The following is an 18173-nucleotide window of genomic DNA, read 5'->3' on the forward strand; positions in this document are numbered from 1 at the left end:
ACTGAGCCAAATCTTGCAGATGGCACAATCACAACCAGCACTATTGATGTAATGCCAAACCAAAGTGCTGATGGCGCGACGATCACTCAGTTCACCTATGACGGTCAACTAAGAACACTTGATCAAAATGACACTGGCGAACAGCAATTCAGTTTCACTGAAGGTGAGTTGTTTATCACCCTTGAAGGGGAAGTGCGTTTTGAGCCGAACCGAAACTTAGACCACTCGGTGAGCGAAGATATCGTGAAATCGATTGTTGTAACCTCAAGCGACTTCGATAACGACTCGCTGACTTCAACCGTAACGCTGACCATTACTGATGGCGATAACCCAACGATTGATGAGGTACCAAGTGTTACTTTGTCTGAAACTAATTTAGCCGATGGCTCTGCGCCAAGCGGCAGTGTAGTCAGTCAAACCGAGATAATTACCTTCACCAATCAAAGTGATGATGTGGCGAGTTTCCGTATTGAACCTACTGAATTTAATGTGGGTGGAGCACTGAAATCGAATGGCTTTGCCGTTGAGATAAAAGAAGATTCGGCTAATCCGGGAACTTACATCGGTTTTATTACCGATGGCTCGAATACTGAAGTTCCTGTATTCACGATTGCTTTCTCTACGAGTACGTTGGGTGAATACACCTTTACTCTGCTTGAAGCGTTAGACCATGCGGATGGTTTAGATAAGAACGATCTGAGTTTTGATCTGCCGGTTTATGCGGTTGATACGGACGGCGACGATTCACTGGTGTCTCAGCTGAATGTGACCATCGGTGATGATGTTCAAATCATGCAAGATGGTACGTTAGATATTATCGAGCCAAATCTTGCAGACGGCACAATCACAACCAACACCATTGATGTGATGCCAAACCAAAGTGCTGATGGTGCGACGATCACTCAGTTTACTTATGACGGTCAGCTAAGAACGCTTGATCAAAATGACACTGGTGAACAGCAGTTCAGCTTCACAGAAGGCGAGTTGTTTATCACCCTTGAAGGTGAAGTGCGCTTTGAACCTAATCGCGATCTAGACCATTCCGTTAGCGAAGACATCGTGAAGTCGATAGTAGTGACTTCAAGCGACTTCGATAACGATCCGGTGACTTCAGCCATTACGCTGACCATTACTGATGGTGATAATCCGACTATCGATTCGGTACCGAGCGTTGTACTTGAAGAAGCTGATTTAACTGATGGCTCATCGCCAAGTGGCAGCGCGGTTAGTCAAACGGAAACCATCACTTTCACTAATCAAAGTGACGATGTTGAGAAATTCCGTTTAGAACCAAGTGAATTTAATACTAACAACGCGCTCAAGTCCGATGGCTTGATCATTGAGATTCGAGAGGAACCAACAGGATCCGGCAATTATATTGGTTTCACGACCGATATTTCGAATGTCGAAACCACTGTGTTTACACTCGATTTCAGTAGTACCACTTTGGGTGAGTACACCTTCACGCTTCTGGAAGCGATTGACCACACGCCTGTTCAAGGCAATAACGATCTAACATTCAACTTGCCAGTCTACGCGGTTGATAGCGACGGTGATGATTCGCTAATGTCGCCACTGGCTGTAACTATCACTGATGATATTCAAGTGATGGTTAATGACTCTCTCACAATTGAAGAGCCAACGGTTGCAGATTTGGCAGCAGGTACTCCGACGACAGCTTCCGTTAATGTACTTGATGAAGAAGGTGCTGATGGCACGACCATTACTCAGTTCACTTATGATGGTGGGGCGGTATTAACGCTTGATCAAAACGATACAGGTGAGCAGAAGTTCGTGGTTGCTGATGGGGCATTATATATCACTCTGCAAGGCGATATTCGTTTCGAACCAAGTCGTAACCTTGACCATACTGGTGGCGATATCGTGAAGTCGATAGTCGTAACTTCAAGTGATTCCGATAGCGATCTTGTGTCTTCAACGATAACGCTAACCATTACTGATGGCGATATCCCAACGATTGACACGGTGCCAAGCGTTACTCTGTCAGAAACGAATCTGAGCGACGGATCTGCTCCGAATGCAAGTGCGGTAAGTTCAACTCAAACCATTACCTTTACTAACCAAAGTGATGACGTGACGAGTTTCCGTATTGAACCGACTGATTTTAATGTTGGTGGTGCTCTGAAATCGAACGGATTGGCGGTCGAACTGAAAGCTGACCCAACTACACCGGGTGGCTACATCGGTTTTGTGACTGATGGTTCGAACGTTGAAACTAACGTGTTTACGATTAGCTTCTCGGATACCAATTTAGGTCAATACACCTTCACCCTGCTTGAAGCGTTGGATCATGTAGATGGCTTAGTGAAGAATGATCTGACTTTTGATCTTCCTGTTTATGCGGTTGATAGCGATGGTGATGATTCACTGGTGTCTCAACTGAATGTGACCATTGGTGATGATGTACAGGTCATGCAAAACCAAGTGCTTAATATTATTGAGCCAACGGTTGCTGATTTGGCTGCAGGTACTCCGACGACAGCCACTGTTGATGTGATGCCTAGCCAAAGTGCCGATGGCGCGACAATCACTCAGTTTACTTACGATGGCGGGGCGGCAATAACACTCGACCAAAACGACACCGGTGAACAGAAGTTTGTATTTACTGAAGGTTCACTGTTCATCACCTTGCAAGGTGAAGTGCGTTTCGAGCCAAATCGCAATCTAAACCACACAGCGAGCGAGGACATCGTGAAGTCGATTGTGGTGACCTCAAGCGATTTAGACAACGATGTACTGACTTCCACAGTGATGCTGACGATTACCGATGGTGATATTCCGACCATTGATGCAGTGCCAAGCGTTACTCTATCTGAAACTAACCTTAGCGATGGCTCTAGCCCGAGCGGTAGCGCAGTAAGTCAAACCGAGACGATTACTTTCACTAACCAAAGTGATGATGTGACGAGTTTCCGCATTGAACCAACTGAGTTCAATGTGGGTGGTGCGTTAACGTCGAACAACATTGCGGTTGAGCTTAAAGAAGACCCAGCAGACTCAGGCATCTATGTTGGCTTTATTGATGACGGTGGAACGGACGTTCCTGTCTTCAGCTTAAGCTTCTCAGGTACCACGTTGGGTGAATACACCTTCACACTACTTGAAGCATTAGATCATGCTGATGGCTTAGATAACAATGAACTGACCTTCGACTTACCAGTTTATGCGGTGGACTCAGATGGTGATGATTCATTAATGTCGCCGTTGTCGGTGACCATTGGTGATGACGTCCAAATCATGGCGAACGGTACGCTGGATATTACCGAGCCGAATTTAGCTGACGGTACGGTGACGACCAATACGATTGATGTAATGACGGCGCAAAGTGCCGATGGCGCAGTGATTACTCAGTTCACCTATGACGGTCAACTAAGAACACTTGATCAAAATGACACTGGCGAACAGCAATTCAGTTTCACTGAAGGTGAGTTGTTTATCACCCTTGAAGGGGAAGTGCGTTTTGAGCCGAACCGAAACTTAGACCACTCGGTGAGCGAAGATATCGTGAAATCGATTGTTGTAACCTCAAGCGACTTCGATAACGACTCGCTGACTTCAACCGTAACGTTGACGATTACGGATGGTGACAACCCTACGATCGACGTCATTCCAAGCGTTACCCTTTCTGAAACGGATCTGAGTGATGGCTCTGCTCCGAGTGGCAGCGCGGTGAGCTCTACTCAAACCATCATGTTTACCAATCAAAGTGATGATGTGGTTCGTTTCCGTATTGAGTCAACTGAGTTCAATACTAGCGACGATCTTAAATCGAACGGTTTAGCCGTTGAGTTACGTGAAGATCCGGCGGGGTCGGGTGACTACATTGGTTTTACTACCAGTGCGACGAATGTAGAAACACAGATTTTCACATTAAGCTTTAGCGCTACGACTCTGGGGCAATATACCTTTACGCTGTTGGAGAATATCGACCACGAGGATGGTCGTGGCAATAATGACTTCACGTTTGAGCTACCAGTTTACGCGGTTGATACCGACGGTGACGATTCGTTAATGTCACCGCTATCAGTCACCATTACCGACGATGTACAAGTGATGGCGAGCGGGGCGCTGAATATTGAAGAGCCAACTGTCGCCGACTTGGCTGCAGGTACGCCAACGACATCCGTTTTCGATGTATTAACATCCGCAAGTGCTGATGGCGCGAGTGTGACTCAATTTACCTATGACGGCACCGCTTACTCTCTAGATCCGAATGATGCGACCGAGCAAGAGTTTACCTTCACCGAAGGCTCACTGTTTATTACGACTCAAGGGGAAGTGCGCTTTGAGCCGAACCGAGATTTAGACCACTCAGCAGGCGATATTGTTAAAAATATCGTTGTGACATCAAGCGATGGCGATGATGACGTTCTTACCTCGACAGTGACGCTTACGATTACGGACGGCGATGTCCCAACCATAGATGTCATTCCACCAATTTCACTATCTGAAACGAATCTAGCCGATGGCTCTGATCCGTCGAATTCTGCGGTCAGTGACACCAAAGTCATTCAGTTTACTCATGAAAGTGACGATATTGAGTCGTTCCGTATCGAGCCAACAGAGTTCAATACTCTAGGTACGTTAACGTCAAACAACTTGGCGGTTCAGCTAAAAGAAGATCCTAACAGTGCTGGCGATTACATCGGTTTTGTTAAAGACGCGTCGGATGTTGAAACCAACGTCTTTACCGTTACCTTCTCTGGTACAAATCTAGGTCAATACACATTTACGTTACTTGAAGCGCTTGACCACGAAGATGGTCTGGTGAATAACAGTTTGAGCTTTGACATGCCTGTTTATGCAGTAGACAGCGATGGCGATGATTCTTTGGTTTCTCAGTTAAATGTAACCATCGGTGATGATGTTCAAATCATGCAGGATGGTACGTTAGATATCACTGAGCCAAATCTTGCAGACGGCACAATCACAACCAGTACCATTGATGTGATGCCAGAGCAGAGTGCTGATGGCACGACCATTACTGAGTTTACTTACGATGGTGGGACTCCACTGACGCTTAACCAAGCTGATACCGGTGAGCAAGAGTTTATCTTCACTGAAGGCTCTCTGTTTATCACCCTTGAAGGTGAAGTACGCTTCGAACCAAACCGAAATCTAGACCACACAGCTAGCGAAGATATCGTGAAGTCGATAGTGGTGACCTCAAGCGATTCAGATAATGACGTACTGACTTCCACAGTGACGCTGACCATTACTGATGGCGATAACCCAACCATCGATGCCGTGCCAAGCGTTACTCTATCTGAAACTAACCTTAGCGATGGCTCTAGCCCGAGCGGTAGCGCAGTAAGTCAAACAGAGACGATTACTTTCACTAACCAAAGTGATGATGTGACGAGTTTCCGCATTGAACCAACTGAGTTTAATATCGGTGGTGTACTGAAATCGAATGGGTTTGCGGTCGAGATAAAAGAAGATTCTGCTAATCCGGGCACTTACATAGGCTTTATTACCAACGGTTCGAGCGCTGAAGTCCCCGTGTTTACCATTAGCTTCTCTTCAGCCACGTTAGGTGAATACACTTTCACTCTACTTGAAGCGCTAGACCATGTTGCTGGCCTAGCGAACAATGATCTGAGCTTTGATCTGCCTGTTTATGCGGTAGACAGTGATGGTGATGATTCACTGGTATCGCAGCTTAATGTAACGATTGATGATGATGTTCAAATCATGCAAGGTGGTGCGCTCAATATTACCGAGCCGACCGTCGCTGATTTAGCGGCTGGTACACCGACCACGGCTACTTTTGATGTCATGCCAAACCAAAGTGCTGACGGCGCGACCATCACTCAGTTCACTTATGATGGCGTCGTAAACACCCTCGATCAAAATATTGCAGGCGAACAGCAGTTTATCTTCGCAGAAGGCAAACTGTACATTACCCTCGAAGGTGAAGTTCGCTTTGAGCCTAATCGAGATCTTGACCATACGGCCGGCGATATTGTTAAGTCGATAGTGGTGACCTCAAGCGATTTCGACAAAGACTCAGTCACGTCAACCGTTACGTTAACGATCACCGATGGTGATATTCCAACCATTGATGTTATTCCAACGGTTAGCTTATCTGAAACGAACCTGACGGTTGGTTCAGCCCCAATTGGTAGTGCGGTAAGTCAAACCGAAACCATCACCTTCACTAATCAAAGTGATGATGTGGTCCGCTTCCGCCTTGAACCAACAGAGTTCAATACCAATGATGCACTCACATCGAATGGTTTAGCTGTTGAATTACGTGAAGATCCGCAAGGGTCGGGCAACTACATCGGATTTACAACCAGCTCGTCGAATGCGGTAACCACAGTATTTACGTTGAGTTTTTCTGGGACAACCTTAGGTGAATACACCTTTACCTTAATCGAAGCCTTGGATCATCAAGATGCACGTGGCAACAACGACCTGAGTTTTGATCTGCCTGTGTATGCGGTGGATAGTGACGGCGACGATTCGTTAGTCTCTCAGCTTGGCGTGACTATTGGTGATGATGTGCAGTTGATGCAAGGCGGCACAATAACCAGTCGTGAGCCTGCTGGAGTCGTCGAAACATCGAATACTCTGGACGTGATGCCAAATCAGAGCGCAGATGGAGCAAAAATCACTTCATTTGTGTTTGATGGAAACAGTGCAGAAAGCCTTGATCTCAATGTGAATGGCGAGCAAGAGTTTGTGTTCACTGAAGGTTCTGTATTTATTACCACAGAAGGTGAGATACGATTCGAGCCTGTGCGAAATCAAGATCACACGAGTGGTGATATTACTAAGACGATTGTTGTTACATCTACTGACCTTGATGGTGATATCGTCTCATCTACCGTGACATTGAAGATTACCGATGGTGATCTTCCAACGATCGATTTGGTCCCTGGAATTACGCTCTCAGAAGTGGATCTCGCTGATGGTTCTTCGCCAACCGGCAATCCAGTGGCGATGACTCAAGTTATTACCTACTCAGAGGGTAGTGACGATGTTAGTTATTTCAGAATTGACCCTGCTCAGTTCAATACTTCGGGGGCTTTGAAGTCGAATGGATTAGAGGTTGAGATTAAAGAGCAGCCAGCGAATTCTGGTAATTACATTGGCTTCGTCAAGGACGGTTCTAACGTCGAAACCAACGTCTTCACGATCAGTTTCTCGACAACCAATCTAGGGCAATATACGTTCACACTGCTTGAAGCGTTAGACCATACAGATGGATTACAAAACAATACTCTAAGTTTCGATGTCCCTGTTTTAGCGGTTGATACCGATGGTGATGATTCTGCAATGTCGCCAATGACCGTGGTGATCACCGATGATGTACAAGGCGTTCAAGATGGGGCGTTAAGTATCACTGAGCCTTCACTTGCTGATATAGCAGCAGGTACGCCAACCACACCAACAATCGACGTTATGCCGACACAGAGTGCTGATGGCGCGAAAGTGACTCAGTTTATCTACGATGGTGGCACGGCTGTTACGTTAGACCCAACTGTGTCTACAGAACAAGTTTTTACCGTAACCGATGGCTTACTGTACATCACGATTGAAGGTGAGGTGCGCTTTGAACCAAGTAGAAATCTAGACCATTCATCTGGCGATATCGTGAGAACGATAGTCGTGACGACCAGTGATTTTGATAACGATACCGATACCGCGGATGTCACGTTGACGATCAAAGACGGAATTGATCCGGTTATCGATGTAGTGCCAGATATTAACCTATCGGAAGTTGGTCTTGCTGATGGCTCTATGCCGAGTGGTTCAGCGGTTAGCTCGACACAAACGATCACTTATACCGTGGGTAGTGATGATTTAAGCCACTTTAGAATTGCAACCAACGAGTTCAATCCTGGCGACCTACTCAAATCAAATGGTCTTGTTGTTCAGTTAAAAGAAGATCCTGCTTCACCTGGCGACTACATCGGGTTTACTGATGACGGGGCCGGTAACGTAACTAATGTATTCACCATTGATTTTGATAGCGTTAATAAAGGGCAGTTCACCTTCACTTTGATTGAGGCGTTAGATCACCTTGATGGTGATCTTAATAACAGCCTCAACTTCAACCTGCCTGTTTACGCCGTTGATACCGATGGTGATGATTCGGTTAAACGCGATGTCATGGTAACGATACAAGATGACATTCAACAGATGCAAGATGGCACGTTAAGCATCACAGAGCCAAATACTGGCACACCAACCACTGCTACTGTTGATGTAATGCCTACACCAAGTGCTGATGGGGCGACCATTACTCAGTTTACTTTTGGTGGCGGTTCAGCGATCACCTTGGATCAAACTAACAATGGCGAGCAAGAGTTTACCTTCACTGAAGGCTCACTGTTTGTCACGCTAAGCGGTGATGTAAGGTTCGAACCAAACCGAAATCTAGATCATTCTGCGGGCGACATTGTTAAGTCGATTGTGTTTACGTCTTCTGACTTTGATAAAGATACCTTTTCATCAACAGTCACGCTTACGATTGTTGATGGCGATGGACCAACAATCAACGTTGTGCCAAGTGTCAGCTTGTCGGAAAGCTTACTTGCGGATGGTTCGACACCTAGCGGAACGCCTGTCAGTGTGACTCAGACTATCACCTCGCTAGCGAGCAGTGATGACATTGGAAAAATAGTCGTTGAAGCTGGGCTGTTCAATACCAACGGCGTGTTGAAGTCTGATGGCCTTGAATTGAGTTTACGTGAGGAGCCTGCGGGTTCTGGCGACTACATTGCGTTTACGACGGATGGTTCGGGTGGTGAGAAAATCATATTCACCCTAGATTTTGATGATACTAATCCTAGCCAGTATACCTTTACGCTGCTTGAGCGTTTGGATCACGTTGATGGCTTAGGAAGCAACGATCTGAGTTTTGATCTTTCTGTTTACGCGCAAGACACCGATGGCGATATTTCAGCGTCTAAACCGCTTTCAGTAACCATCACCGATGATGTCCAGTTAATGAAGTCTGGTGCGCTTAGCATCACTGAACCAAGCACGGGCACACCTACCACAACGACATTTGATGTGATGCCTGCGCAAAGTGCTGATGGCGCCACCATAACCAAATTTACTTATGGTAGTCAGCCTGAAGAGTCTCTGGTGCAAACCAACACTGGTGAGCAAGAGTTTGTATTTACGGAAGGTTCGTTGTTTATCACGCTTGAAGGTGATGTGCGCTTTGAGCCTAATCGAAACCTGAATCATTCTGGTGGTGATATCGTTAAGACGATTACCGTGACATCAGAAGATAAAGACGGTGATATTGTTACTTCGACCGTGACATTGACGATTTCAGATGGTGCTCCACCGGTAATTGATACTGTACCAACGGTTGCATTGGAAGAAGCGAATCTCGTGGATGGTTCATCTCCGAGCTTACCTGTGAGCCAAACTGAAACCATTGCTTTCACAGCGGGAAGTGATGATGTGAGCTATTTCCGTATTGATACCACTCAGTTCAACACGTCTGGTGATTTGAAATCGGATGGCCTAGTGGTTCAGCTTAAAGAAGATCCAGCCAACAGCGGAACCTATATTGGTTTCGTTGAGAGTGGGGGTGTTCAAACGGATATCTTTACCATCACTTTTAATAGTGTAGTGCTAGGCGAATACACCTTCACTTTGTTGGAAGAGCTCGATCATCTGCCTGTGCAAGGCAACAACGATCAAGTATTCACTCTGCCAGTGATCGCGGTCGACCAAGACAATACCGACTCTGTGATGAAACCTTTGACCGTTACTATCACCGATGATGTGCCTGTCATTACCGATACGACAGCGACCAGCACATTTGTGGTTGATGAAGATGATCTCGGCTCTGCGATTTCTCAAGCAACAGGTGCATTTGTTACCACAGAAGGTGCAGACCAAGTAGAGGTTTACGAACTGCGTAATATCTCTGCGCTTGAAGCGACATTGACCTCTGGAACTGAAGCGATTTCTATTACAGAAGTCACAGGTGCCGCCAACACAACGACCTATCAAGGTACGACGACAAGTGGAACTCCTATCTTCACGCTCGCGCTAGCGAATGACGGCTCTTATACGTTTACGTTGCTAGGTCCTCTAAACCATCCAACAAGCCCGAATTCCAATACCTTAACGATTCCATTTGATGTCGTTGCGGTTGATGGTGACGGCGATGATTCTAACCAATATGTATTGCCAATCGAGGTGCTAGACGATGCGCCAGTAATGAGTGCGCCGACGGGTGAAACGGTTGTCGATGAAGACGATCTTACTGGTATTGGTTCCGAGCAATCTGAAGACACCATTATTAATGGCCTGTTCACTGTCGATGAAGGCGCGGATGGTGTTGTGAAGTATGAACTGGTTGATGAAGATTTGGTTCTGACTGGCTTAACCTCCAACGGAGAAAGTTTAGAGTGGCTTGCTGTTTCACAAAGCGGCACAACATTTACTTACGTTGCTCAAACTGCAACGAGTAATGAAGCTGTGTTTGAGATTATTTTCGATACCTCGGATAACAGCTATCAGTTTGAATTGTTTAAACCACTTAAGCACCCTGATGGCGCGAATGAAAACGCAATTGACCTTAACTTTTCTGTTGTTGCAGAAGATTTTGATCAAGACCAATCAAACGCGATCGAGTTGAAAATCACGGTGACTGATGATGTTCCATTGGTGACAACTCAATCGATCACACGAATTGAAGGCCAGGGCTATGGTAATTCCAAAGTTGACATGTTTGCTAATGCGACGGATGTCGGCGCGGATGGCGCGGTACTGAGTCGAATTGAGGGCATTACCAGTAATGGTGCAGATATTGTTTTCCGTACAGGAAACAGCGGGCCGTACAGCAGCAGTTTCGATTTAAATAGCGGTAGTCAACAAGTACGAGTGTACGAACAAACCGACGATGGTAGTGGTGGCGTGGACACCCGTGAGCTAGGGCGTTTGCGTATCAACTCAAATGGCGAGGTTGAATTTAGAGCTAACGGCTATCTCGATCATGACGGCCTAGACACCATCGATTTTTCGATTAATGTGATTGCGACGGATGGCGATTTAGATACCTCTGAAACACCGTTAGATATAACGATTACTGATAGGGACTCTACAAGAATCGCTCTGAAAGTGACGACCTTCGAGGATGCGGGTAGAGACTCAACCATACCTTATGCAACAGGCGATGAGCCGGCTCTTGAGAATATTCAAGATAACCAAAATGGTTTGCCTAATGCGCCAGCTCAAGTTGCGCTGCAAGTTAGTCTGTATGACCAAGATAACGCTGAATCTATTGGCCAGTTGACGATTAAAAGCCCGAACGGAGGTGATAGTCATCAAGGTACTTTTTATTACTTTGATGGTGCTGACTACATTGAATTAGTGCCTGAGTCAAATGGGAGCATTATATTTGGTCCTCCTCAACTCGAACAAAGCTTTGCTCCAAATCCGAATGAGCCAAGACAAACTATTGCGACGATAGACAACTTGTTCTTTGTTCCGGACCAACACGCTAGTTCGGATGAAACTGGTGGGCGCGTTCGTTATGAGCTAGAAATTGAGAAAAATGGCAATACGGATCACACCGTTAACTCAAACTTCAGAATCGAGATTGAAGCGGTAGCGGATATTGCAACGTGGGATGACGCCAACAGTACTTATCAGTATCAAGTGAATGAAGATGAAGACAATGTTACGTTGCAGCTGAATGCTGAATCGCAAGATAACAGCAATACTGAGACGATTACCTATGAACTTGAAGCGATTCAGGGTGATGGGAAGTTTGAGTTACTTGATCAAAATGGCAATGTGTTAACGCCTGTTAATGGTGTTTATATCATCGCATCTGCTGATATTAATAGCACAGTCGTTAACCCAATCGACAACTTCTCTGGACAAATTGAGTTCAAAGCGACGGCAATTACGGAAGAGACGCTTAACCCATACGATGATTCAGCGAACGGCGGGTTAGACAAAACGACCGCTCGCTCTGTAGAGCAAAACATCATTATCGATGTGACTGCTGACGCCGACCCTGGAAAACTCAGTGTGAGCCGCATTAGGATCAACGAAGACAACATTGATGATCCTGATTATCTAGGTCCTCTTGATAATAAGGACGCATTCACGTTAGACGAAGTTATCACCATGACGGGATCCGTTGATACTGATGGATCTGAAGAACTCTTCGTTCGTATTAACAATATTACTGAAGGCGCGGTGCTTAGTAGTACTGATAGCAATGTAACCATCAACACCGTGACTATCAATGGCATCGTTTACCAAGAGATTGCTTATGCTGACTTAGCGAAAATTGAAGTTACTCCGACTAAACACAGCAATGTTGATTTTACCTTTGACGTAACCGGTGTGGTTAAAGACACTGCGAACCTCTCTACTGGTGCACAAGTTGATGAAGAAATCCTAGAAACTAAAACGGTTAACGTTGAGGTTAAAGGGGTTGCAGATATTCCTTATGGCGGTACAAACGGTACGGCTTGGACAGCAATCACCGATGGCACAACACCTGGTGTTCAAACCACGATCCAAGAGAGCCAGAATGGAGACAGCTACGCCGAGCTTGATTTCACCGTGTTGTCGGGAGAGAGAAGACCTGATCCTGCAGCAGTAGATCAAACCCCATTACCTGACGATGGTTCAGAATCCATAACCGTTATCCTCTCGGGTATTCCTGATGGCGTTATTCTGGAAGACGGTGACGGTACCATTATTGACCTTAACTTTGTCGGTTACGAAACCGGTCCGGGTGGTAGCCCCGATCTTTCTAAACCTATCTACGAAGCGAACATCACTGACGCAGGTAAAACCTCAGGAATCCGCATCAGACCTGTCGATTCTTCAACTGAGAATATTCATATTCAGGGTAAAGTGATCGTGACTGAGAATGACGGTCATACGCTTACGTTTGACCAAGAAGTGCGCGTGCTTGTTATACCTAGAATCGACACATCAGCAACTTATGTCAATACGACTAACGGTGATGAAGATACGGCTATCAACATTGATTGGCACCCCGAAGGTGCAGACTATATTGATTCTGATGAGCATTTCACTTCTATTGTGATCAGTGCCATTCCGACAGATGTTGAAAGTGTTGTGGTTAATGGCGATGTAACTTGGGTTTACGATGCTTCAGCAGGCACTTTAACCATTACGCCGAAGAGTGGACAGACGGCAGAAGAGTTTACTCAAATTGCACTGAACAATAATTTTATTCAGATCACACCTGAACAAGACTCGAGCACCGACTTTACGCTTAATACGGTTGTCATGATCGAAGAGCGAGATCATGAGTATGTTGATGCGACTGATCTTGGTCAGGGCATCGCTACCGCGACAATCACGGGCTCGATTGATGTTATCGTACGTCCAGTCGTTGAGCCGAAAGACGCTAGCAACAAGCTTATCGTCGATGATGTGCTGGGTACTGGAGCACTAGCAACCGTAGTTGCTGATGCAAACACTGGCGTGCTTAAGTTCACTACCAATAGCGATAATACATCGGTTACGGATGAGTTCGTCATTCGATATCAAGAAACAGATGCTTCGTCCGTTATCGAAGAAGTGGATCAGTTAGTTATTCAATTAACAAATGTGGACGACTCGGCTCTATCAGATGCTGTACTCAATCAACTGCTCGTTATTGGCGCTGCTTATGAAGGCAATGGGCGCTGGGTTGTAACGAATGAAGACATATTTAGCATCAGTGCACCGAACGGCCTTGTTCTTCCTTCAGTAAACAGCGGGGCTGGAGGGTTCAATGACATCAAGATGGACATCTTTAGTACGGTGATAGACCGAGGTGATGGTGCTGAGGTTGAGTCATCTACGGCCGCTCGTAGGGACGGAGAAGTCACTCTGTCATTCCCTCAAGTGGTGGCTGGGAGTACTAAGGTTGCAGCCGATATTGATATAACACCAGACAGTGTTGTTGATGCGATTGAGGACACCCAGTTAGATCTAGGTACGGCATTGAATGGTTTAATTACTTTCTCGGGCGAAGATGACTCAACTGATCAAGTGACCATCATTATTGATGACAGTGTGACCATTAATCCAGGAGCGGTGAACGAAGTCACCTTCCCAATTAGTTTATCGGGAAGCAGCGACCTAGACTTTGTTAATGGCAAATATGTATTCCAGACTACCGTCGATCAAGGGGTCTCGACCGACCTCTCTGGACTACTGCTTAACTTACCAGCCGACTACTCCGGCGACTTTAGGTTGCCGTTGACGATAGTAACTAAAGACGTATTGTCGGGGGATGAGAAAACTCTAGTGACAGAAGTAGTCATTAAAGTTGCTCCTGATGTTGAAGGTAACCCAGATATTGACGTTACTGTCGTTGGTTCGCTTGACGATTCGTTTAACCCTGTCGATACCGACGGTCAAGCAGGGCAAGATCCAGTCGGCTACGAAGATACCTATATCCAACTTGATTTCAGCTCGACCATTGATGACCAAGTAAGCGGAGTTGAAGGTGGTGACGAAAAATTCACCTCTATCACACTGACGTTAAATGACACGAGTGTTGGGGCTTTCTATACCAGCGCAGGGGTATCTCTTGGCACATCGGTGACCTTTAATGAAGCTGAGATTAATGCAGGCGCGTTGGATAATGTACTATTCCGACCGGCGTTAAATTACCCAACAGATAATGACGTAAATCAGGTGCAAGTGAATGTCAGCGGGACGATTACCGATACTGCTACATACAATGATGCAGCTTCGCCAACTGGCAGCGCGACTGATACCGATACTTTCTCTACCAATGTCAGTTTTGAAGTCGTTCCTGTGGTGGATGACGTGTCTGTCACTGGCCCGGGTAGCGATCCTGATGTTATCGAGATTACGGGTACTGAGGACCAGCTGATTTCTTTGTCGGGCACAGGGCCTGTATCGATTGCACTGACTGACCTTGATGGCTCAGAACAGTTTGTGTCGATTAAGTTTACAGATGTACCTGATGGCTTCCAGATGCGTGCAGACGCTGGTTCGGCATACACGGTGAAGAATAATGGTGGTGGTGAGTGGAGTGTTCAACTACCTCAAGCATCAGGGTTATCGTTCGACTTGAGTGAGATTTCGATTTTACCGCCTAAGGACTTCAGTGGTACGGCTGAATTTGGTGTTGCCGTATTTACGCAAGAGTCCTTATTAGGTGTGCCTACCGCAGCCTCAAATCTGCCAAGCTTTAAACTGCACGTGGTACCAGCAGGTGATGATGTCGATACTAACCCAACAGATTCTGTGACAGGTAACGAAGGTCAAAACATTGATATCGAAATCAATGCGACAATTTTGGATAAAGAGCTATCTGCAACGGGCAGCGGTACTTATACCGAGAATGCGCCAGAGACACTTCGAGTCGAAGTTGCTGGTGTGCCTCAAGATGCCTCTATCTACTACCCAGACGGCACGACCTTGGCTAGTTATGATCCAGTTACGAAGATCTGGACACTGGATGTTGCTGCGCAGTCACTTGATAAGATCGTATTCAATTCAGGTGAACACAATAGCGATACGGGTAATGTATTAGGCATTAATGGCCCGCTGCAGATTACCGTTCGCTCTGTGGATACTGACGCTGATAACACCGAATATTTGGGGACGCCAACCAGCTTCGATGTTGATCTGGTGATTGATCCTATTAACGATCAACCGATCTTTGTGAACGTAACGAATATTGAAACATCGGAAGACATTAGTGTTGCTATCGACAACTTTAGTATCTACGACGTTGATGCTAACTTTGATAATCCAGACGCTCCGTATGTTCTTACGTTGCAAGTCGATCAAACACTTCCGGGAGCGCAAGGTGTGTTTGAGTTTACGAGCTCACCTGACGTGACGTTTGTATTGCAACCTGGTGGCTCATTGGTGATTACCGGTAAAGAAGCCGACATCAATACCGCATTGACTAATGGAGCCGTGACTTTCAAACCAGACCCAGACCAGAACTATCTCAACCAGAGTGGTTTAGTCACGATCAATGCAACACTCGATGACGGCGGTAATAATGGCTTGATTGACGCGGGTGATCCGAATACGGCTCAAACTAATCAAACTACGTTCACCATTAAGGTGACGGAAGTGAACGATGCGCCTGTCGCGACAGATGTTGATTTAGGTTCGATTGCCGAGGAAGGCCAGCTTGTTATTGTTGAAGGGGATTTAATTGCAGCAAGCTCTGACCCAGAAAACCACAACTTAACAGTAACTGGTGTAACTCTGACTCAGGGACAAGGCCAACTAACCCGCTTTGAAAATGCAGGTGGCGCCGATGACGCGGCGATTACCGGACCATTCTGGCTATTTGTAGCGGACAACGACTTTAACGGTGACGTTAAATTCAATTACTCAATTACTGATGACGGTACAACTAATGGCGCGGATGACTTCCTAACCGACAGTGCTGAAATTAGTCTTGAAGTAACGGAAGTGAATGACGCTCCTGTAGCAACGGACATCGACTTAGGCAACATCCTTGAAGAAGGTCAGTTGATCATCAAAGAGGGCGATTTAATTGCTGCGACGAGCGATCCGGAAAACGACACGATTACCGTGACTAATCTGGCGCTCGATGAAGGCCAAGGTCAACTACAACGCTTCGAGAACGTAGGTGGTGCTGATGATGCTACGATCACTGGCCCATACTGGGTATTTACGGCAGCTGATGAATACAACGGCAACGTTAAGTTTACCTATACCGTAGAGGATGATGGTACAACCAACGGCGCTAATGACTTCCTAACGGATACAGCGGAGATCACCGCGATTGTCGATGGAGTGAACGATACACCGGTCGTTAATGGTGACAGTGTCACTACGGTTATTGACGAGGATGCTGGTCAACTGTTGAGTGGTATCAATGTCAGTGACCCTGATTATGTAGATACATTTTCTGATGATCTGATGACCGTCACGCTGACGGTGGATTACGGTACATTGAATGTATCACTTCCAGCAGTGACGACGGTTGTTGTTAACGGCAACAACACGGGTTCAGTCATCTTAGTGGGGACATTGAGTGACCTGAATGCGTTGATTGATACGCCAACCAGTCCAAATGGTGTTTTCCTTGATGCGAGCCTGTCTCCAACCAATAGCATTGGATTAGAAGTTGTTGCCAAAGACAGCGGCAACCCTTCAGGTATTGCGATAGAGACAGCACCTGTGGTTTACAACATCGCGGTGACGCCAGTGGCGAATGCACCAACCCTGTCTATCGATAGTGCGACTAACTACGTGAGAAACATTACTGCGAGTCAGTCTGTGAGTGCGAGTGGCATTCCTTTAGTTGGGATTATCGCAGCCTTAACGGACATTACAGAAGAGCTAACGCTGCATATCAGTGATGTACCTGCTGGCGCTCAAATCACCAGTGCTGCGGGTTCTGTGACGGATCTTGGCGGTGGTGTTTGGGTAGCAACGGCAGATGCAATTGAAAGCTTGCAAGCGGTTGGGCTTTCTCAAACTCCAGGTAACTACACACTGAAAGTCGAGGCGGTTTCTGAAGAGACTGACAACAACGATACAGCAACCTCTGCATCGATTGACCTTAACTTGAACATTGTGTCTAACGCAGTTGATATTAACTTGGCTTCGGAAACCGATGATGTTCAGTTACTGGCTGGTGCTAATGCGACTGACTTAACGGGTGGTTCAGGGAATGATCGACTTGAAGGTGGCGCAGGTGACGATACGCTTGTTGGCGGTGACGGTAACGACACCCTGATTGGCGGCGGAGGCTCAGACATTCTGACTGGTGGTGATGGTATGGACTCGTTCGTATGGCTTAACATCGAAGATGGTGTTGAAGATACGATTACCGACTTTGATTTGTCGGAAGGGGACAGCATTGACTTGAGAGAAGTGTTGCCGGAGCTTAAAAATACATCTCCAGACATGACCGCGTTGCTACAACAAATAGACGCGAAAGTGGACGGGGATGATATTGAGCTTACGATCAACCCGGATGGCTTAGGTACTACGGAACAGGTGATTGTGGTTGAAGACCTTGCGCCACAGCTAACCTTAAGTAGCACCATGCCTTCGGACATTCTGGATGCATTGGTACAGCAGAATGTGATAACTCACGGTTAAAGCGAACCATTGAACCATAACGAAAGAGGCCAACATTGCTGGCCTCTTTTTTGTTA

Annotated in this window: 1 protein-coding gene; it reads left to right on the plus strand. The window is 46.3% G+C overall.

The features are described from left to right. The coding region (locus tag AB4583_RS15745) for a cadherin-like domain-containing protein (RefSeq protein WP_372118213.1) at nt 1-18117 on the plus strand (18117 nt) is incomplete at its 5' end. Between the last annotated feature and the right edge of the window lie 56 nt (nt 18118-18173).

Origin of the sequence: Vibrio sp. 10N.222.49.C12 (assembly GCF_041475025.1) — a bacterium.
Classification (GTDB): domain Bacteria; phylum Pseudomonadota; class Gammaproteobacteria; order Enterobacterales; family Vibrionaceae; genus Vibrio; species Vibrio crassostreae_C.